Genomic DNA, 19134 nt, shown 5'->3' on the forward strand with positions numbered 1-19134 from the left:
CATCGAGGCATTCGAAGCATGGAAGTCACTGAACGAACATCGGCAACCGGCTTGCAGGCACACATTCGCGGCGAGCGCGTGGCGACGTCCGACGGCGTATCGGCCAAAGAGATCCTGGTCGAGATCTTTGTCCGTGAGCGCAGCGAAGCACACATCGTCGTGCCGGCAGTGGCCGAACCGTTGCTCGTCTGGGTGCTGTCCGGGGAAGCCATCGTCGAGGAGCGCGTTGCCAACGAGGCGTGGGAAGCGAATACCGTGGGCAGCGGAGATTTTTTCCTGACCACATCCCCGGTTCCTTATGAGATGCGCTGGCAAGTGACCAGTCGCGAGCCGTTTGTGGTCATGCATCTGTACCTGGGGTTGGCGTTGCTGGAACGTGCCCTTGCCGAAGCCGGCGGCAGCGGCGCGATCCAGCTGCGGGAAGTCTCTGGCGGGAGGGATGAAGCGCTTTCAGCCTTGCTTGAACAGATTCGGGCGGAATTGACCCGGCGCGGTGAAACCAGTGCCTTGCTGATCCAGGGCGTGGCGCAATGTGTGGCGGTGCACCTGGCGCGGCATTATGTGGATGCTGACGCCGAGGACATGTCCGGACGTAACGCCCTGCCCGCCTTCAAGCTCAAGCGGGTGATCCAGTTAATGGAACAACACCTGGCCGCCCCCTTCAGCCTCGGTGACCTGGCCCAGGCCATCGGCATGAGCGAATACCACTTCAGCCGCCTGTTCAAGCGCGCCACCGGGCGTTCACCTTCGCAGTACTTCATCCAACTGAGAATGGCCCGAGCCCGGCAACTGCTGATGGAGACCGAGCGCAGCGTCATCGATATCGGCCTGGAGGTCGGCTATGGCAGCGCCAGTCACTTCTCGCAGATCTTCCGCCGCGAAGTGGGCGTGGCGCCGAGTCATTACCGCAAGTAAGGACCACACATCCCCTGTGGCGAGGGAGCTTGCTCCCGCTCGGTTGCGAAGCGACCGCAAGATTTTGGGACCGCTGCGCGCTCCAGCGGGAGCAAGCTCCCTCGCCACAATGGGGTTCTTGGCCGATGTCTAGATACGGCGTTTATTTGATCCGGTAGTGAAAGGTATTGCGCACCGCCGGCACCGTCACCGCCTTGCCATCGATGATTCGCGGTTGATAACGAAACGTCTGGGCAGCGGCCAGGGACGGTCGGATGAACAAGGGGTGGCAACCGTCGATGACCTTGGGGTTATCGATCCGCCCGTCCGGCGTCACGCTGTATTCCACGGTGCAATCGCCTTCCAGGCCCTTGTCCAGGGCGCGTTGCGGATAGTCTGGGGCTTGTTTGCTCAGCGGTTGATAGCTGCGGCTGTCGGCGGCGGCCTGGCGCGCTTGCTCGGCCTGGCGTTGCTCGGCGAGTGCTTGTGCCTGCCGGGCCTGGCGCTGTTGTTCGGCGGCCTGCTGCTCGGTGTCTTGCCTGCGTCGTTCGCTTTCCTGGCGTTCGCGCTGCTGTTGGGCCTGTTGCTCACGCTTTTGCTCCTCGACCCGTTTGCGAGCCAGGGCCGCCTGTTCCAGTTTCTGCGCCTGGACACGCGGATCGACAAGAGGCTGGGTGGGGGCCGGGCGTGGCGCTTCCAGGGGTGGCGGGGTGGATTCGAGCGCTGGCTGTGCAACAGGGATGACAGGTGCAGGTGCTTCGGGCACCGGTGCCGCTGGCAACATCACCAGTTGCGTGCGCAACACCCTGGGCGCCTCGGCAGCCGGCTTCTCCACGCTCCAACCCAGCACCAACAACGCCACCACCCCCGCGTGCAGGGCCACGGCGAGCCCCGCCGCCAGGCTGTTTTTCCAAAAGCGACGGCCCAGCGCAGGTACGCTCAAGGAGGGACTGTGCATGATCATCGCCGTCATCGCGGCGCCTCGGTCACCAGTCCCAGGTTGCTCACGCCGCCCTGCTGCAACGCGGCCATGGCCGCAACGACCCGACCGTAATCGGCATGCTCGTCGGCACGTATGTACACCTGGGTATCGCTGCGCTCAGCCACGACCTGCGCCACCTTGGCGCGCATCTGCTCCAGGTCCACGGCGCTGTCGGTCTGGTGGCGGGTGTCCAGCTCACCGCCCAGGTTCCAGTAGTAACCACCCTCGGCCTTGACCGACAGGGTGAGGATTTGCTGGCGACTGTCGCTGGCCAGTGCTTCGCTGGCGACCTTGGGCAGTTCGATCTTCACCCCCTGGGTCAGCATCGGTGCGGTGACCATGAAAATCACCAGCAGCACCAACATCACGTCGATGTACGGCACCACGTTCATTTCGGCCTTGGGACCGTGCTTGCGTTGTGGCTTGACGAGCATCTGCCCTCTCCTCTCAAGCGGCCGTGGCCAGGTTCATCGGGGCACCGTGCAGTTTGCGGTGCAGACGCGCCTGCAGCTCGTTGCCGAAGGCGTAGTAACGGGTAAGAAGGGTCTGGCCGCGAGCAGCAAAACGGTTATAGGCAATCACCGCTGGGATCGCCGCGAACAAGCCGATGGCCGTGGCGATCAACGCTTCGGCAATGCCCGGCGCCACGGTGGAAAGGCTCGCTTGCTGCACCTGGGACAGGCCAATAAAGGCATTCATGATCCCCCAGACGGTGCCAAACAAACCGATGTAAGGGCTGACGGAACCGACGGTGGCAAGAAATTGCAGGCCTTTTTCCAACTGTATTTCCTGTTCGCTGATCGCCACTTGCAGCGCGCGCTCGACGCCTTCAAGCACCACTTGCGGCGTGCTTGAAGGTTGGTTGAGCTGAGTGAAGGCCAGCACACCTGCCTGGAAAATCGGCGTGACGCCACCGTCGTCTTCGCGGACTTGTGCGTGTTCCCGGTACAAGGGCAACAGATCCTGGCTGCTGCGAAAGCGCTGCATGAAACCGTTGAGCTGGCGCTCGTTGCGTTGCAGCACGGCGCTGCGCTGGATGATCAGGTACCAGCTCAATAGCGAGGCCAGCAGCAACGTGAGCATGACCGCCTTGACCAGCAGACTCGCGTCACTGATCAGGCCCCAGATCGTCATGTGTTCCAGAGTGGCTTGCATGGTTGAAACTCCTGTCTGGCGGTTATTCGATGAAATGTTCGTGACCGGGTGATGACAGCGTCGCTCAAGGCAGGCGCAGCGCTTTCGCCACGTCAGCCCAGGGCACGAATTTGAAGTTCTGGGTCTGCTCGGGCATGCGCTTGCGACCGTCCTGGACCACCAGCATGCCCTGGCTCCAAGGCCCGCCGAGGTTCACCGAGGTCACCTCCAGGCCATCGGTTTGCGACGCACCATCAATGCCTGCGGCAGCGTTCAGACCGACCCGGAAGGCGCCGCGCACGGCATAGGGAGGCTCGGCATCGAGCACCAGGTAGCTGTCATTGCCTTGGCTGGAGATCACCAGGTAGTCGCGGCCCTCGGCCTGATACAAGGCCATGCCCTCGACGTCAGCGTGCAACGCCGGGCCAACCTTGATCACACTGTTCAAGGTCGCCGGTTGGTCGGCCCGGGCATCCACCGCCCAGACCCCCACGTCCTCCTCACCGAGAAACAAGCGCTGGCGCTGCTCATCGGCGACGCAACCTTCGGGCTGGCTGTCGACGCTGAACTGGCGCACCAACTGGCCTTTCACCACGCCGTCCGGCGCGCTCAGGCGATACTGCACGAAACGCCCGTCCTTGCCGTTGGCGAAGGCATACAGTTCGCCTTCGGCAGGCTGGAACAGACAGATGCCGTAGATTTCCTTCAATGACGTCGCTATCTCGCCGGCTTCGCGCAACTCGCCACTGGCGCGGTCGATGCTGAACAGGCTCAAGCTGTTTCGATCGCGGTTGCTGGCCACGGCCAGATCGACGGTTTGCGTGCCCAGCTTGAAGTTCGCCCGCACATCGACGTTATTCAGGCGCCCGACCGCCAGTTCCTGCAGCAGCTTGCCTTGCAGGTCATAGGCCAGCAGGCCTTGCTTCTTGTTGGTGCCCAGCACCCGGCTCAGCCCGGGCGTCGTCGGATGCACCCAGATCGCCGGGTCATCGGCTGCATCGCCCTGGCGGGCCACCGGTTCGCTCTGGACGATGGCAGCCACAGTGGGCAGTACCGGTGGCAAAGGCACTGGCGTGGGTTTCCAGCTGATTTCGCCTTGGTACAGGTGACCGTTGTCATCGTCGCGCAGCAGCACTTCGATGCCACTTTTCGTCAGCCGCGCCGCGAGGTTTTCCGGCTCCTTCAGGCCCGTCAACGGCAGACTGGCCTTGGCGCTCCAACCCTCTTCCTGTTGCTGATACACATGCAGTTGCGCCGCTTCCGGGTCCAGCCCCAACAGGCCTCCCGGCAGCACGGCCATGGCCCCGGCGCCTTGCTGGAGGTCGCCGAACGGTGCGCGCATCGCCACGGGCACCCGCACGGTCTCGGCCTCTGAGGATGCCGGATAGGCCCACCAGCCCACCCGTTCCTCGTTGACGAACAATTGATTGGCGCTGTCCTGTACCTGGCAGGTCTTGGCATCCGGCGGCAATGGCAGGCCGCGCACCCGTTGCGCGGTGTCGCTCAGGCGCTCGCCATTGCCCACCAGCCATTGCTCGCCCTTGCCCTCCTCGCCGACCAGGAACACAAACAGGTTGCTCGCCTCGTCGCGATAAAGGCACAGGCCGTTGACCGGGAAATCCCGCGCGGGCAGGTACAACGGCGTACCCCACTGACGGTTTTGTGGGTCGAGGCTGACGAGCAGGGCTTGCTGGCGCGTGCTGTCGAGGCTGGCGACCAACACGTTCGCGCCCTGGGCACGGCTATCGACACCTTCGAAGGTGCCCTTCAGGCGCGTCAGTTCGCGCCCCTGGGCATCGAGCAAGAACAAGCCTTCGCGGGCACTGGCCAGTCGCTCGGTCGTCGAAGGGCCGGGCAGGAATGCCAGGGCGTTGATCGACAGTTGCTCGGCTTGAGACCAGGGTTGCAGCTGTAGCTTGGGTGCCGGGGCAGCCGCCAGGGCGGCGGCTGATGCCAGGCTGATCGCCATCGCCAGCAGGTAGCGCTTGGGTAAGAAAAACATCGTGTTCAACGGGAAAATCCTTGTCGTTCAGTCAGGCTCAAACGGGCTTGTTGCTCACTTCTATTGCCAGGGAGTTCATCTGTGGGAGCACTTGCTCGCGATGCAGGCGCCTCGGTTCCCGGGAGACCCGCGTCGTCTTCGTCGCGAGCAAGCTTTGCTCCCACAGCCAAATCCTCTGGCCACAAGTGATCAGGCTCGCGATTCAGAAATGGGTAAAGGTCAGCCCCAGCTTGTAGGTCGGGCCGTACTCTTCGTACTGGCCGTTGTAGGAACGGTGGCCGGTGTAGACGAAATACGACTCGTCGGTGAGGTTCTGGGCCTCCAGGCTGACTTGCAGGTTCTTGGTCAGCGAATAGCGCGCGCTGAAGTCGACGAAGGTCTGGGCGTCGACGTGCAAGTCGTGGTCGCGGTCGCTGATGGACGCCAGTTCGAACAGGTACGCTGACTTGTAGTTGGCCGACAGCCGCAGGCTCAGCTTGTCGTTTTCCCAACCCAACATCAGGTTGCCGACCGTGTCCGACTGGTTCGGCAGGTCGATGCTGCGTTTGCGCTGGGTACCACTGGCCTGGTCGAAGCCCTCGATCTCGGCGTCCGAACGGCTGAAGGTGGTGTTGGCGCCGAGCAGCAGGCCGTTCCAAGGGGCTGGCAGCCAGTCGAATTTTTGCGAGTAGGCCAATTCCAGGCCATACAGCTTGGCGCTGTCGCCGTTGGCGTAGCTGTGGGCTTCGGAAAAATCGGTCCAGGCACCGGTGCCGGCCAGGTCGGTGTTGTAGACGAAATTCTTGATGTCCTTATAGAACACGAAGGCCGAGACTGTACCGGCGTGGCCCATGAAATGTTCGATGCCCAGGTCCAGGTTGCTCGATTCCAGCGGTTTGAGCTCCGGGTTGCCGAACGTGGCCTCGTCATCGTCGATGACAAAACCCGGCGCCAATTGCCCGAAGGTCGGACGCACCACGGATTTGGTCCAGGCCGCACGCACCTGGGTGTTCTTGTCCAGTTGATAGCGCGCGTGCAGGCCCGGCAACCAGTGGTGATACTTGCGCCGGGTCTCGGTGTCGGTGAATACGCCATCGGTGGCGCCGGTGCCCTTGGCTTCGAACTCGGTGCCTTCGTAGCGCATGCCGGCGATGAAGCGCCAGTCATCGATATCGACGGTGTTCATCAGGTATCCGGCGTTGATGTCCTCGCTCATCTTGAAATCGTTGACTCGCGACTCCTGCTCGTCGAAAAACTCATCGCGATTCAGACCGCCGAGCAACTGCTTGATCGCGTCGGCGCTTATGCCCGGGCCGAAGCGGCCGAGGCGATAGTCCACGTTGCCTTTCTGGAACTGCCCGAGGTTCAACTGCTCGTCGGTGAAGCCCAGGTCGTCAAAATCCTCGTAGACCCAGGCATTGAGGTCGTTGTCCTTGTTACGTCGGCTGACTTTGCCGCCGAATTTGACCTGGGACGCGTAGCCACGCAGGTCATAGTCCCGGGCCAGGTCCAGGCGCAGGTTTTTCTCGGTGTCGGTGGTCTTCTGTTCCTCCCAGTCCACCTTGTCGAGGCTGAAGTTGGCCGGATCGTAGAACCCCGAGCCGATGATCGGGCGCGGCTTGTCGTTGTCGTAGAAACCCCCGTTGAAACCATCGATGCCTTTGAAGGTGGCACCGGCAATGTGGCCGGGGCTGTCTTCGCTGGATTGGCTATAGCCACCCTGGCCACTCAGGGTCCAGAGCCCGAACAGGCGTTCGCCACCGAGTACGTAGGATTGGATTTCCTGGGTTTCTTCACGTTGCTTGAGTTTGCGCTCGCCCTCGGCATCGCCCAACTCGCCTGCTGCTTGCGGGTCTTCGAAGGCAATGCTGGCGGCGTTGCGGGTTTCACTGTCCTTGTAGCGGCTGTAAAGCGTGCGCAGGTAATAGCTGCTGAAGTCATCGGGCTTGTAGTCGAAGTTCAACCCGCCACCGGCCCGCTCGCGACGAATGTCGTAGTCGCGCTGTTCGAACTCTTCGAGGCGCGAGCCTTGCTCGAAATCCCAGGCACCGCCGGTTTCGACGTTGTCCGAACCGAAGTCACGCTTCTGCCAGCTCAGCGCCGCGGCCACGCCGAAGTTGTCGATGCCGTCGCCGAGGCTGAAACGGTCGCTGATGGCGCCGGAGAATTTCGGGCTGGTCTGGCTGGTGTTCTTGTCATAGCTGGCTTCGCTGCTGCCGGTGTAGAACAGGCCCTTGTGGTCGAAGGCCGAGAGGCTTTTGACGTCCACCGTGCCGCCCAGGGAGTTGGCGTCCATGTCCGGCGTCAGGGTCTTGATCACCGACAACGATTGCACCAGCTCCGAGGGCAGCACATCCAGGGCAACGGCCCGGCGTTCGCTCTCCGGGGCTGGCACCAGGGTACCATTGATGGTCACGCTGTTGAGGTCCGGTCCCAGGCCGCGCACGCTGACAAACCGGCCTTCGCCCTGGTCGCGCTCGACGCTGACACCCGGCAGGCGCTGCACCGCTTCGGCGACGTTTTCATCCGGCAACTGCGCAACGCCGTCGGCATGCACCACGCTCTTGATGCTGTCGGCGCTGCGCTGCTCCTTGAGGGCCTGATCGATGCTGGCCGCCTGGCCGACCACTTCAACGTGTTCAGTGGCCGTCTGCTCGGCGGCGCTCAGTCGCTCACTGGCAATGGCCATCGCCAACGCGGTAACAGTGAAACCGACGAGCCCGGCAGTGCTTGTGCGGTGATACATGGTGGTCCTCCCCAGGAATCCGGAAATCCGCCGGGCAATGGCCCGGCAACTGGGAGGGCACGCTAGGGGTGGGGAATGACGGTTCTGTGACAGGGTTTGGCTGGAGGGGCTGCAATCAGCTGATTTAGGGGGGCTGGCGAGCCGGAATGAGCTGAAATGACCTGTTTTACAGGCTAAGGGAATCTGAAGGGCGAGGGAATCACCTCTGTGGGAGCAAAGCTTGCTCGCGATGCAGGCGCCTCGATTCCCTGAAAAACCGCATCGTCTTCATCGCAAGCAAGCTTTGCTCCCACATAATCCCCTCGCCACAATTAGATAGGTGGCGATGTCACGAATGAAAAGTTCAGACAATGGATGAGCTGATTCGACCTCCCCCACCCCATCACCCTCCGTCACCGCACTGTCACATTCATCTGCTGTGCTGGGCCGCATTCCGCTTCTGGCAAAGGATTCCGGCCATGTTCTCCGTGCTGCGCCCGCACCGCCTCAAACTCGCCCTGCTCCTGCTGGCGGCCAACCTCGGGTTGATCCTGCACTTGGCCAGCGGCGAACTCAAACCCGTCGCCGAATGGGTCTGGCTGGACATCCTCGGCGAAGGTGGTTCGGCGCTGCTGGCGCTGGTCTGGCTGGGGCTGGTGCTGAAAAGCCGCCCGGCCGGACGGGTCACCAACTACCTGATCCTGGGCCTGGGCTGCATCTTCTTTTCCTGGTGGATCGACAGCCTCGATGAATTCATCCGCCTGCCCGACAGCATCACCTGGGATCACTGGCTCGAATCCGGACCGATGCCAGTGGGCATGATTCTACTGACCCTCGGTATCTATCACTGGCACCGGGAACAACTGGCAATCAACGGGCAAATGGAGAAGCGCGAGCGGCTGTTCCGTGAGCATCGCCTGTTCGACAAACTCACGCCGTTGGGGGGCGCCGACTTTCTCAAGCACGAACTGTCCGCCAGCCTGGAAGACAGTCGACGCCGCCAGCAACCCTTGTCGCTGCTAGCCCTGGACCTGGACAACTTCACCGCTATCAACCAGCGCTTCGGCCACGGCGAAGGCGATGCGGTGTTGCAGGCCGTCAGCCAGTTGCTGGTATTGAACCTGCGGCGCCAGGATCTGCTCTGCCGGCTGGCCGGCGATCGCTTCGTGGTGCTGCTGCCCGACACCGGCGAGAGCCAGGCCCGACGCCTGGCCCTGGAGCTGGAAATTGCGGTGCGCAGCCTGGCCCACAAGACCCGGCAACACAGCGAACGGTTGCAACTGGTCGCCAGCACGGCGGTGGTGATGGCGTTCGACGAGTCCCCCGAGGCCTTGCTCAAACGCCTGAACCTGGCGCTGGCCCAGTCCCGGACCACGTTGGCGAAAAGCGCATGACCCTCAAGACTTGCTGGTACGAAACCGACAGCCGCTTCATTCCGGGGCACTATCAGCCTGCCGCGCTGATCGACCTGGCGCTGTCGCGGGACATCGACAGCCATCGCCTGCTGCGCGGCACCGGGTTGTTTCACGACGATATCCTCGCCGGACAGAGCCGCATCAGCCCGCAGCAGTTCCTCGGCCTGATCGACAATAGCCGACGCCTGCTGGATGCCAGCGACAGCAGTTTCCTGTTTGGCCAGCGGCTGTTGCCGGGGCACTACGGGCCTGCGAGCCACGCCTTGCGCCACGCGCAGAATCTGCATCAAGCCCTGCAAACCCTGATCGACCAGCAGGCGCTGCTCAGCCCGTTGGCCGCCCCGAGGCTGCTGTTGGACGAGCACTATGCCTATGTCCATTGGCTCGACAGCTGCGGCGCCGATGAACAATGGCGCTTCGTACTGGAGGCGAGCATGACCTCGATGGTGGCGATGAGCGCCTGGCTCAGCGGCGAACGCCTGCCCTGGCAGTGCAGCTTTCGCTACAGCGAGCCGCGCTACGTCGAGCAATATTGGGTGCACCTGGGTGAGCACACCCAGTTCGACCGCCCCCTGGACCTGATGCGCCTGCCCCGCCACTGCCTCGCCCAGCCCTGGCCCAACGTCTCGGCCACCGCCGGCCAGGTGGCGCGGATCGAAGCCCGGGAGCAGCTCGATCAACTGGGCTTTGCTTCAAGCTTCCTGGATTGCCTCTACGACTATCTGCACGCTCATGTGCAGCAGACGCCCAGCCTGGAACAGACCGCCCAAGCCTTCGCCATGAGCCCGGCAACCCTCAAGCGCAAGTTGCACAAGCACCATACCGGGTTCCAGCAACAGGTGGATCGGGTGCACACCCATGTGGCCTTGTATCTGTATCAGGTCAAGGGCTTCAGCAACGAGGAAGTGGCGCAGTACCTGCGCTTCAACGATACGGCGAACTTTCGTCGCTCGTTCAAGCGCTGGACCGGCAGTACGCCGAATCTGATCCGGCAATTGCTGATGTTGGGTTGAACTACAGATAAACTCCCTGTGGGTTCAATGCCCGCGGATGTAGTGCTCCAACTGCCGGATCAAATCAGCCTGCTCGACAATCGCCTCTTTCACCAGGTCACCAATGGACAGCAGGCCGATCAACTGCCCGTTATCCAGCACCGGCAGGTGCCGCAAGTGGCTGTCGGTCATGACTTCCATGCAGCGGTCGATGCTCTGCTGGCTGTCGGCGGTGACCACCGGCGCGCTCATGATGGTGCGTACTGTCGTCCCCACCGATGAGCGCCCCTTGAGCACCATCTTGCGCGCGTAGTCCCGCTCGCTGAACACACCCACCACCTGGCCGTCCTCGATCACCGGCAGCGCGCCGACATTTTTTTCGGCCATGATCTGCAGCGCTTCGAGCACCGTCTGCTCCGGTGCGATGCTGTGGACCTGCTGGTTTTGCACACTCTTGAGTCTCACCAGTTGGGCGGCGGTTTTCATTACTAATCCCCAGGTTGCGAATCAAACAATAATTCGAGCTAAACCATTCCTGTGGCGAGGGGATTTATCCCCGCTGGGCTGCGCAGCGGCCCCAAAAATCTTACGGTCGCTACGCAACCGAGCGGGGATAAATCCCCTCGCCACAAATGGGTAAGCTGGTCAGTCTTCGCCAATCTCCACCACATCACCATTGAGCCGCACCGCCCATACCCGCAGGCTTTGTTCCGGGTATTCCAGGCAATGGCCGTCTTCCAGGCGAAAATGCTGCTTGTACATCGGCGAGGCAATCACCAGGTCACCCTTGATGCTGCCCAACAGACCGCGGCCGATGACGTTCGCACCCGACTTGGGGTCGCGGTTGTCGATGGCGTACAGCGGCTTGTCCTGATGCTCGGGCAGGTACAGCAACGCCACTTGGCTGCCGTCGTGCCAGGCGACCACGCCAGAGTTGGGCACCAGGTCCTCGCGGCTGCACAGGGCACGCCATTGCAAGGGTTCCTGGGCGACTTCGCGGGCGGGAATACGAACGACGTTTGACTGGCTCATCAGAGCACCTCCTCGGTAACGGGAATCAGGTGGAGTTCATGGGCGTGAACCGGCCGGCGCTGGCCGCGTTCGCGGACGAAGTGAACGTCCGGATCGCCGCGCTTGTCGTTGACGAAGGTGCGGAAACGCTTGAGCTTCTCCGGGTCCTTCAAGGCATTGGCCCATTCGCATTCGTAGCGGTCGACCACCAGTTGCATCTGCGCTTCGAGCTCGGCGCCCAGGCCCAGGCTGTCGTGGATGATCACGTCCTTGAGGTAGTCCAGGCCGCCTTCCAGGCTTTCGCGCCAGACCGAAGTCCGTTGCAGTTTGTCGGCCGTGCGGATGTAGAACATCAGGAAGCGGTCGATGTAGCGAATCAGCGTGGCGTCATCCAGGTCGGTTGCGAACAGCTCGGCGTGACGCGGGCGCATGCCGCCGTTGCCAGCCACATAGAGGTTCCAGCCCTTCTCGGTGGCAATCACGCCGACGTCCTTGCTCTGGGCCTCGGCGCACTCGCGGGTGCAACCGGACACCGCGAACTTGAGCTTGTGCGGCGAGCGCAGGCCTTTGTAGCGATCCTCGATGGTCAGGGCCATCTGCACGCTGTCCTGCACGCCGTAGCGGCACCAGGTGCTGCCCACGCAGGATTTCACCGTGCGCGTGGATTTGCCGTAGGCATGCCCGGTTTCGAAACCGGCTTCGATCAGCTCGGCCCAGATGTCCGGCAACTGGTGCAACTGGGCGCCGAACAGGTCGATGCGCTGGCCGCCGGTGATCTTGGTGTAGAGGTCATATTTCTTGGCGACCACGCCGATGGCGATCAGTTTGTCAGCGGTGATTTCCCCACCGGCGATGCGCGGTACCACCGAGTAGGTGCCGTTTTTCTGCATGTTCGCCATGAAGGTGTCGTTGGTGTCCTGCAACGCCACCAGGGACGGGTCCATGATCGGCTGGTTCCAGCAGGACGCCAGGATCGAGCCCACCGCCGGCTTGCACAGGTCGCAACCGGTGTGACCACGACCGTGCTTGGCCAGCAGTTCGTCGAAACTGATGATGCCCTCCACCCGCACCAGCGCATACAACTCCTGGCGGGTGTAGGCGAAATGTTCGCACAGGCTCTTGTCGACGCTGACGCCGCGGGCAGTCAATTCATGTTCAAAGACTTGCTTGACCAAGGCCGCGCAACCACCACAACCCGTACCGGCCTTGGTGTCGCATTTGAGCTGGCCCAGATCAGTGCAACCACCGTCGATGGCCGAGCAGATCGAGCCCTTGGTGACGTTGTGGCACGAGCAGAGGGTGGCGGTTTCGGGCAACGCCGCCGGGCCCAGGGTCGGAGCGCCCTCGGACGACGGCAGGATCAGGCTGGCAGCGTCCTTGGGCAAGGCGATACCGTTCTGCATGTATTGCAGCAAGGTGTCGTAGTAGCTGTTGTCGCCCACCAGCACCGCGCCGATCACGCGCTTGCCGTCGGCGTCCACCACCAGTCGCCGATAGCTGGCGCTGGTTTCGTCGATGAACTGGAAGCTGCGCGAACCCGGGGTGTTGCCATGGGCGTCGCCGATGGAGCCTACGTCCACACCCAGCAACTTGAGCTTGGTGGACATGTCGGCGCCGGTGAAGGCTTCAGCGCTTTCGCCGCACAGGCGGGCCGCGACGTTGCGGGCCATCTGGTAGCCGGGGGCGACCAGGCCGAAAATGCTGCCGTTCCAGGCCGCGCATTCGCCGATGGCAAAGATGTCAGGATCACTGCTTTGGCAATGGTCGTCGATCACCACGCCACCGCGCGGGCCGATCTGCAGGTCGCTCTGGCGAGCCAAGGCATCCTGGGCACGGATGCCGGCGGAAAACACGATGAGGTCGGTTTCCAGGAAATCGTCGTCGCCGAAGTTCATCCGATAACGGTACTGTTCGCCGGCGCTGATGGACTGAGTGCCCTTGGACAGGTGCACGCCGACGCCCAGCTTCTCGATACGGGCCTTGAGGGCCAAGCCGCCCTGGGGGTCCAATTGCACCGGCATCAGCCGGGGGGCGAATTCCACCACATGGGCCTCCAGGCCCAGGGTCTTGAGCGCGTTGGCCGCTTCCAGGCCCAGCAGGCCGCCACCGACCACCACGCCACGACGGGCATTGCTGGCGGCGGCGCGGATCGCGTCCAAGTCTTCCAGGGTGCGATAGACCAGGCATGAATCGCCTTCGGCGCCCTGGATCGGTGGCACGAACGGGTAGGAACCGGTGGCGAGCACCAGCTTGTCGTAGTGAAGGCGATCATGGGCGGTCACGACCTGATGCGCGTCACGGTCGATTTCCAGCACCGGCACACCCAGGTGCAACGTGACGCCGGGGGTCTGGTACAACGACGCTTCGCCAAGGGCCAGGGACTCGGCATCGCGGCCCGAGAAGTACTCGGACAGGTGCACACGGTCGTAGGCACGCATTGGCTCTTCGCTGAACACATGCACATGGTAATGATTGAGGGCACCGCGCTCGATCAGTTGCTCGACGCAGTGATGGCCGACCATGCCATTGCCGATCACGATCAGCGTTTGCAGCTTGTTCAGAGAAGCAACGTTGGAATTCATAAAAAGCACCCGACAAAAGCCCATCACGATTTTGAAAGCAAAAAAAAGACGCCTGAAACCTTGCGGTTCCAGGCGTCTTTGCCTGTTCTGTGCGGTATCGGTCCGGCGACTGCGCCCTGACCTACCGTTGTCCCCCGGCCTGCTGGCACTCGATCTTCGTTGACCGACGGGGCTGCCCACTCGACTGTGTTCGCGGTGGGCCTGGTTAGTCTCTTGCAGCGAGCGTGCCAAACCTCGTCCAGCCCCTATTCACGGTCGCGCATTCACCGCTAATCCCCTGTGGGAGCGGGCCTGCCCGCGAAGACGCCAGCTCAGTCACCGCAAGCCAACCGGCGCCTGCCGCCGTTTCGCAAGCACCGCCAATTGCCTTTCGATGGTGCGACTACCCCGCCTGCGGCTTCATAAAAGTGCAGCCTGCCCTCAAGAGGGGCTTGCTCTCGATATCCCTCGGTCAGTTGGCAAAGAGGCTGAATGTGCCGCCGTCATCGCGAGCAAGCTCGCTCCCACAGGGGTAATTGTGGTGGTCGTGGGGTTGGGGGCGGTACAAATTTCCTGTGGGAGCGAGCTTGCTCGCGATAGCGGTGGTTCAGTTTGAAGGGATGTTGGCGGTCCTATCCACCATCGCAACGATACTGACCAGCAGCTCTTCCTTCGCCTCACCAGCGCTGATTTCCCCAGTGGCAGCGGCATTGGACAGGGCCTCCGCAGCCCCCAGCATCGCCCGCAAACCTGCCTGGGTGATGCCCTTCGTGCCGGCGAACGGTTCCAGCACGGCGCGGCACTTGTCGAGGAAAATCCCCTCGTATTCGCGCTTGATGCGTTCCAGCTCCGGCGAGCTGGTCAACGCCGCGATCACCCCGGGAATCTCCCGGCCTTGCAACAGCACGCACTCGACGTAGGAAGAAGCAATCACCGCCGCCCGGCTTTGCAGGGTCGCGTCGCTGGCGTCCAGGGCCGCGTCCATCAACGCGGTCTGGCGGGCGTCGAAATCCTGGTACAGCGCCGCCAGCAACCCGGAGCGGGTGATGAAGTGGTCGTAGACGATGGGCTTGGTCACCCCCGCCTGATCTGCCAGCCGCGCCAGCGTCAGGGCGTCGCTGCCCTCCTCCCGCACCAGTCGCCAGGCGACATCCAGCAATTGTCGCTGCCGGTCATGCCGGGATAAACGACGACGAGGTGAAGGCTGCGGATTTTCGTCAGTGCTTGACATGCTAACTTTACCAACCGTAACTTACCAGCCGTAACTTACCAACCGTAACTTAACCCAGCATACCTGTCTTCCTGACTGTGTGACCAGAAGGAGTTTCGCCATGCATGCATTGATCGTTGTGGCTCACCACGACCCTCGTTCCCTCACCCACAGCCTGGCCGAAAAAATCGCCCAGGGCATCACCCGCGCCAACCCCGCCGATACGTTCGAGATCGCCGACCTGGCCGCCGAAGGTTTCGATCCGCGCTTCAGCTTCGCCGACCATGCCGTTCACCACCGCGAAGCGTCGCCGCCCGCGGATGTGCTGGCCGAACAAGCCAGGATCGATCGTGCCGATACGTTGGTGCTGGTCTATCCGATTTACTGGTGGTCCATGCCGGCGCTGCTCAAGGGCTGGATCGACCGGGTGTTTTCCAACGGCTGGGCATTCGATTTCAGCCTCGACAAGCCGTTTGTCCAACAACTGCAGCACTTGCGGGTGCACCTGGTGGCAGTTGGCGGCGCCGATGCCGACAGCTTCCAGCGCCACGGCTACGGCGAGGCGATGACCACGCAGATCGACCATGGCATTTTCGATTACTGCGGCGCCCGCGTGGTGAGCTCCCAACGTTTGCTCGAATCGGAAACCGTCGATCCGCACCGGCATTTGCAGGCCGCCAGTGTTATCGGCCAGCGGCTGTTCACGACGCTCGACGAGACCACACACGCCGCCACCGCCTGCGCGTGACCTCAGAGTGCTCGACCATGGGCAGCAGACAGTGTCGCGTCACGAGCATAGATATCCGGGATGTACAACGGCTGGCCCTGGCTGTCCGCTTGTGCTGTCCAGTACCCCAGCAGGATCGGCACGGGCCGGGCCAACCGGAATTCATGGGTCGTCTCGGTAGCCAGCAGCGTATCGGTGCGAGCGCGTTCGGCCGGGCTGACCAGCAAGTCGCGCAGGTGCATCACTTGCTCGATCCGCACGCAGCCTGAACTGAAGGCCCGCGGGCCTTTGCTGAACAGCGCCTGGCTCGGTGTGTCATGCAAGTACACCGAGAACGGATTGGGAAAGCGGATCGCCATTTTGCCCAACGGGTTCTTCGGACCAGGGTCCTGGCGCAGCATGAGGTTGCCCGGGTGTTCCCAGTCGATATCCTCTGCCAGCAACGGCAGGCCTTCACTGTCGAGGATCCGCAGGTTGTGGCGGGCGAGAAACTCCGGATCGCGGCGAATCTCGGGCAGTTTGTCTTCGCGCATGATGGTCGGCGGAATGGTCCAGGTCGGGTTGAGCGTCAGCCGGGTGACATGGGATTTGAGCAACGGTGTCTGCCGTTGCGCTCGGCCCACCTGGGTGCGGGTTTGCCAGACTGGCGCGCCGCCTCGATAAACCGTCAACTGGGCCGCCGCCACGTTGACCAGGACGCTATCGTTCTCCACGTCCTGGGCCAGCCAGCGCATGCGTTCCAGATTGATGCGCAACTGCTCGCGACGCATGGCCGGGCTGATGTTCAGCTCGGTCACGGTCCACGGCCCCACCACGCCATCGGCCTGCAGCGAATGCTGGGCCTGGAAGCTTTTCATCGCGTCCACCAGTGTGGGGCTGTAGTGCTCATCGGTCAGCAGCGGCTGTGTACTCAGGTAACCCTCGCTGAACAGTCGCTGGGCCAGGGCGGGTACTCGGGCGTCCTGCTTGTCCGGTTGCAGCAGCGGTCCGCCCGGCACGGGTTGCCAGTCGGATAGAGGCTGTTGCCGCAGCCGGGCATAGAGGCTGCGCAGGTTGCGATAAAGGTCCAGGTTCGGCCGGGCCTGTTCAAAAGCAGCGGCGACGTCCCGCAGACCGAGCCCGGCGATGGCGAGCACCACGGCCTGATGATCCTGTGGTGACGGATTGGCCTTCCATACCGGCTCCAGCCGGGCCTGGGGCAGGTAGCCAAAACGCAGGTCATGCAAGGCTTGCAGGTAGCGCTGGCTGATGGCGATGTCGACACAGTGAGCGCCTTGGGCTGCACCCTCGACCGGCAGGCCATAGCGTGTTGGATCCAGGCCGTCATCGGCCAATTGTTGCAACTGGACCTGCAACGCCCCCCGTCGTTCGTCGTCCGTCCAGATTTCCTGGCCTGCGTTTTGCTGATAGAACGCCTGCAAGTCGAGCAGCGTCGGAAAGTCGACGCCCGTCGCAACGCCCGGGCACGCGACCGCCAGTTGCGCCAGTGTGGTCTGCACGAATGCAGGATCGCTGTCTTCGGCTGTCGCGACCAATGGCGCAGTGAGCAATAAAAGGCTCAGGTAACATGCGGACTTTTTGAACAACTGCTTTACTCCAATCCATGGCCGTCTCGTTGACGGTGAATTTTGCGACAGGTACGACCCGCCATCATGCATACAAACAAAATCGGACGGGATGCCGCGAACGAACACCACGCTGAAAACGCTTCGCCTGTACAGGGCTTTTTGCGCCGATTCTGTCTGGTCATGCTGGGCCTGGGCGTCTTTTGCAGCCCAGCGCTGGCGGAAAAAAAGACGAATTCGCAAACGCTCTACCACAGCCTCGCCCACGCAGCGCCGGAACTCAATCCCCTGGCGCTCAAAAGTGCCTTGAGCGCCATGCAATGCGCGGTCGCCAATGGTGCCAGCCAAGCCCGCCACCTGGCGGTCATCGACTACTCGCAACCCTCCACCGCCCGTCGCCTGTGGATCTTCGACCTGCGCCAGAAGAAGCTGGTATTGCGCGACCTGGTGGCCCACGGGCAAAAGTCCGGGGAAAACTTCGCGACGCAATTTTCCAATCGCCTGGGCAGCTACCAGTCCAGCCTGGGTCTGTTTCGCACCCAGGAAAGCTACCAGGGTGCCCACGGCTATTCGCTACGCATGGACGGCCTTGAGCCAGGCTTCAATGACCTGGCCCGTGATCGGGCGATCGTGATCCATGCCGCTGACTACGTGAACCCGTTGTGGAGCGTGCGCCAGGGACGCATCGGGCGCAGCCAGGGCTGCCCTGCCGTACGCCCCCAGGTGGCGCGCCAGGTGATCGACAAGCTCAAGGGCGGTCAATTCATGTTTTCCTGGTACCCGGACCCCAGTTGGCTCAAGCGTTCGGCGTACCTCAACTGCCAGCCGCAACAGGTTGCCAGCATTTTGGCTACAAGCGGCAGTTGATGCCGCTGCTTCGCAGCCGAGCGGGAGCAAGCTCCCTCGCCACAGGGATTGCGCCGCAGTGGCCTGCGGTTAAAATGCCGGCCTTTCGAATCCCTGGCGTTGCCTGAATGAACTGCGTAGCCCTTCAAACCCTTCACGCCCATTTGCTGACAGCCCTGGAGTCGGTGCCAGAAGAAACCCGGCGCCTGTTCCATGGCCGCGGGCGCTGCTGGCCGGGCCTGGAGCAAATCACTGTCGACTGGTTGCAAGGGGTGGTGCTGGTCTCGCTGTTCAAGGAACCGGACCCCACGCACCTGGATGATTTGATCGCGACACTGCTGGCGCTCACTACGTCGCCGGCATGGCAACACAGCAAGGCCCATACGCTGGCGGTGCAGCACCGCTACCTGCCGCAAAGCCTCACCCAATGGCTGGTGGGCGAGCCCATTGACGAATGGACCCTGACCGAAGGTGGCCTGCGTTACCGGATCGACCTGGGCAAGAAGCAGAACAACGGCCTGTTCCTCGACATGCGGTATGGCCGCGACTGGGTCCGGGCCAACGCCGAGGGCAAACGGGTACTGAACCTGTTCGCCTACACCTGCGGCTTCTCGGTGGCGGCCATCGCTGGCGGCGCGCAGCATGTGGTCAACCTGGATATGTCCCGTGCGGCCCTGAGCCGAGGCCGCGACAACCATCGACTCAATGGCCACGACCTGAGCCAGGTGAGTTTCCTCGGCCACGACTTGTTCAAGTCCTGGGGCAAGGTGATCAACAGTGGCCCGTACGACCTGGTGATCATTGATCCACCAACCTTCCAGAAAGGCAGCTTCCTGCTGACCAAGGACTATCAGCGGGTATTGCGTCGCCTGCCGGAGCTGCTGACTGCCCACGGCACCGTCCTGGCCTGCAGCAACGACCCGGCCACCGGCGCGGACTTCCTCATCGACGGTGTCACCCAGCAAGCACCGGGACTGGTCTTCGAGAAACGCCTGGAAAATCCGCCGGAATTTCCTGACGTCGATCTGGAGTGTGGCCTCAAGGCCTTGGTCTTCAAGACTACGCCTGGCCACTAGCTCATCAGAAGCAAA

General features: G+C 62.5%; 16 protein-coding genes. 6 read left to right on the forward strand and 10 right to left on the reverse strand.

Features of this window, described 5'->3' with window-relative positions; translation table 11 throughout:
* Positions 1-18: 18 nt before the first annotated feature.
* A complete protein-coding gene (locus Q7F16_RS03135) occupies positions 19-915 on the forward strand; it encodes a helix-turn-helix domain-containing protein (RefSeq protein ID WP_409557403.1) in 897 nt (298 codons plus the stop codon).
* Between the two features lie 142 nt (positions 916-1057).
* Here Q7F16_RS03135 and Q7F16_RS03140 read toward each other — a convergent pair whose 3' ends face one another.
* The 5 genes from Q7F16_RS03140 to Q7F16_RS03160 all read right to left on the reverse strand — a co-directional run bounded on the left by Q7F16_RS03140 (position 1058) and on the right by Q7F16_RS03160 (position 7737).
* Complete coding sequence (locus Q7F16_RS03140; protein ID WP_413211828.1) at positions 1058-1867, reverse strand: energy transducer TonB; 810 nt, start codon at positions 1865-1867, stop codon at positions 1058-1060.
* Positions 1864-2310 carry a protein TolR gene (tolR, locus tag Q7F16_RS03145; RefSeq protein ID WP_024618804.1) on the reverse strand — a complete coding sequence of 149 codons (447 nt, stop codon included), beginning with the start codon at positions 2308-2310 and terminating at the stop codon, positions 1864-1866. Before tolR ends, Q7F16_RS03140 begins: the two co-directional genes overlap by 4 nt.
* A 13-nt stretch (positions 2311-2323) precedes the next feature.
* Positions 2324-3031 (reverse strand): protein TolQ, encoded by a 708-nt coding sequence (gene tolQ / locus Q7F16_RS03150; RefSeq protein WP_046062461.1) that lies wholly within the window; start codon positions 3029-3031, stop codon positions 2324-2326.
* Positions 3032-3095: 64 nt separating this feature from the next.
* Positions 3096-5021 (reverse strand): phytase, encoded by a 1926-nt coding sequence (locus Q7F16_RS03155; RefSeq protein ID WP_409556949.1) that lies wholly within the window; start codon positions 5019-5021, stop codon positions 3096-3098.
* 193 nt (positions 5022-5214) lie between these two features.
* The gene (locus Q7F16_RS03160) at positions 5215-7737 is read right to left on the reverse strand and encodes a TonB-dependent receptor (protein WP_046062463.1); all 2523 of its coding nucleotides are present in this window, start codon (positions 7735-7737) and stop codon (positions 5215-5217) included.
* A gap of 458 nt (positions 7738-8195) precedes the next feature.
* On the opposite strand from Q7F16_RS03160, the gene Q7F16_RS03165 reads away from it, so the two are divergent.
* Together Q7F16_RS03165 and Q7F16_RS03170 are read left to right on the forward strand one after the other, a co-directional pair.
* The gene (locus Q7F16_RS03165) at positions 8196-9110 is read left to right on the forward strand and encodes a GGDEF domain-containing protein (RefSeq protein WP_003202067.1); all 915 of its coding nucleotides are present in this window, start codon (positions 8196-8198) and stop codon (positions 9108-9110) included.
* Complete coding sequence (locus tag Q7F16_RS03170) at positions 9107-10144, forward strand: AraC family transcriptional regulator ligand-binding domain-containing protein (RefSeq protein ID WP_409556950.1); 1038 nt, start codon at positions 9107-9109, stop codon at positions 10142-10144. Before Q7F16_RS03165 ends, Q7F16_RS03170 begins: the two co-directional genes overlap by 4 nt.
* A gap of 24 nt (positions 10145-10168) precedes the next feature.
* Here Q7F16_RS03170 and Q7F16_RS03175 read toward each other — a convergent pair whose 3' ends face one another.
* The 4 genes from Q7F16_RS03175 to Q7F16_RS03190 all read right to left on the reverse strand — a co-directional run bounded on the left by Q7F16_RS03175 (position 10169) and on the right by Q7F16_RS03190 (position 14926).
* Complete coding sequence (locus tag Q7F16_RS03175; protein ID WP_003202071.1) at positions 10169-10609, reverse strand: CBS domain-containing protein; 441 nt, start codon at positions 10607-10609, stop codon at positions 10169-10171.
* Positions 10610-10768: 159 nt separating this feature from the next.
* Positions 10769-11155 (reverse strand): nitrite reductase small subunit NirD, encoded by a 387-nt coding sequence (nirD, locus tag Q7F16_RS03180; RefSeq protein ID WP_409556951.1) that lies wholly within the window; start codon positions 11153-11155, stop codon positions 10769-10771.
* Positions 11155-13716 carry a nitrite reductase large subunit NirB gene (nirB, locus tag Q7F16_RS03185; RefSeq protein ID WP_046064336.1) on the reverse strand — a complete coding sequence of 854 codons (2562 nt, stop codon included), beginning with the start codon at positions 13714-13716 and terminating at the stop codon, positions 11155-11157. The genes nirD and nirB overlap by 1 nt, the downstream gene beginning before the upstream one ends.
* A gap of 586 nt (positions 13717-14302) precedes the next feature.
* Positions 14303-14926 carry a TetR/AcrR family transcriptional regulator gene (locus Q7F16_RS03190; protein ID WP_046064335.1) on the reverse strand — a complete coding sequence of 208 codons (624 nt, stop codon included), beginning with the start codon at positions 14924-14926 and terminating at the stop codon, positions 14303-14305.
* A gap of 100 nt (positions 14927-15026) precedes the next feature.
* On the opposite strand from Q7F16_RS03190, the gene Q7F16_RS03195 reads away from it, so the two are divergent.
* Positions 15027-15653: an NAD(P)H-dependent oxidoreductase gene (locus tag Q7F16_RS03195; RefSeq protein WP_409556952.1), complete on the forward strand. Its 627-nt coding sequence runs from the start codon at positions 15027-15029 to the stop codon at positions 15651-15653.
* Between the two features lie 2 nt (positions 15654-15655).
* Here the strand turns inward: Q7F16_RS03195 and Q7F16_RS03200 are convergent, their stop codons facing one another.
* Positions 15656-17218 (reverse strand): L,D-transpeptidase family protein, encoded by a 1563-nt coding sequence (locus Q7F16_RS03200; RefSeq protein ID WP_409556953.1) that lies wholly within the window; start codon positions 17216-17218, stop codon positions 15656-15658.
* 162 nt (positions 17219-17380) lie between these two features.
* On the opposite strand from Q7F16_RS03200, the gene Q7F16_RS03205 reads away from it, so the two are divergent.
* Positions 17381-18064, forward strand: coding sequence for a murein L,D-transpeptidase catalytic domain family protein (locus Q7F16_RS03205; protein ID WP_409556993.1), 684 nt, complete (start codon positions 17381-17383; stop codon positions 18062-18064).
* Between the two features lie 107 nt (positions 18065-18171).
* The gene (locus Q7F16_RS03210) at positions 18172-19119 is read left to right on the forward strand and encodes a class I SAM-dependent methyltransferase (RefSeq protein WP_046064332.1); all 948 of its coding nucleotides are present in this window, start codon (positions 18172-18174) and stop codon (positions 19117-19119) included.
* The last annotated feature ends 15 nt before the right edge of the window (positions 19120-19134 follow it).

The organism is Pseudomonas sp. Lb2C2, assembly GCF_052112205.1.
Taxonomy (GTDB): Bacteria; Pseudomonadota; Gammaproteobacteria; order Pseudomonadales; family Pseudomonadaceae; genus Aquipseudomonas; species Aquipseudomonas kilonensis.

Excerpts from the sequence above, each read along its gene's own strand:
- Q7F16_RS03175 (WP_003202071.1), bottom strand. The coding sequence starts at position 10,609 with ATGAAAACCGCCGCCCAACTGGTGAGACTCAAGAGTGTGCAAAACCAG.
- Q7F16_RS03140 (WP_413211828.1), bottom strand. The coding sequence starts at position 1,867 with ATGACGGCGATGATCATGCACAGTCCCTCCTTGAGCGTACCTGCGCTG.
- Q7F16_RS03135 (WP_409557403.1), top strand. The coding sequence starts at position 19 with ATGGAAGTCACTGAACGAACATCGGCAACCGGCTTGCAGGCACACATT.
- Q7F16_RS03195 (WP_409556952.1), top strand. The coding sequence starts at position 15,027 with ATGCATGCATTGATCGTTGTGGCTCACCACGACCCTCGTTCCCTCACC.
- Q7F16_RS03205 (WP_409556993.1), top strand. The coding sequence starts at position 17,381 with ATGCTGGGCCTGGGCGTCTTTTGCAGCCCAGCGCTGGCGGAAAAAAAG.
- Q7F16_RS03160 (WP_046062463.1), bottom strand. The coding sequence starts at position 7,737 with ATGTATCACCGCACAAGCACTGCCGGGCTCGTCGGTTTCACTGTTACC.
- Q7F16_RS03170 (WP_409556950.1), top strand. The coding sequence starts at position 9,107 with ATGACCCTCAAGACTTGCTGGTACGAAACCGACAGCCGCTTCATTCCG.
- nirB (WP_046064336.1), bottom strand. The coding sequence starts at position 13,716 with ATGAATTCCAACGTTGCTTCTCTGAACAAGCTGCAAACGCTGATCGTG.
- tolQ (WP_046062461.1), bottom strand. The coding sequence starts at position 3,031 with ATGCAAGCCACTCTGGAACACATGACGATCTGGGGCCTGATCAGTGAC.
- Q7F16_RS03190 (WP_046064335.1), bottom strand. The coding sequence starts at position 14,926 with ATGTCAAGCACTGACGAAAATCCGCAGCCTTCACCTCGTCGTCGTTTA.
- nirD (WP_409556951.1), bottom strand. The coding sequence starts at position 11,155 with ATGAGCCAGTCAAACGTCGTTCGTATTCCCGCCCGCGAAGTCGCCCAG.
- tolR (WP_024618804.1), bottom strand. The coding sequence starts at position 2,310 with ATGCTCGTCAAGCCACAACGCAAGCACGGTCCCAAGGCCGAAATGAAC.
- Q7F16_RS03165 (WP_003202067.1), top strand. The coding sequence starts at position 8,196 with ATGTTCTCCGTGCTGCGCCCGCACCGCCTCAAACTCGCCCTGCTCCTG.
- Q7F16_RS03210 (WP_046064332.1), top strand. The coding sequence starts at position 18,172 with ATGAACTGCGTAGCCCTTCAAACCCTTCACGCCCATTTGCTGACAGCC.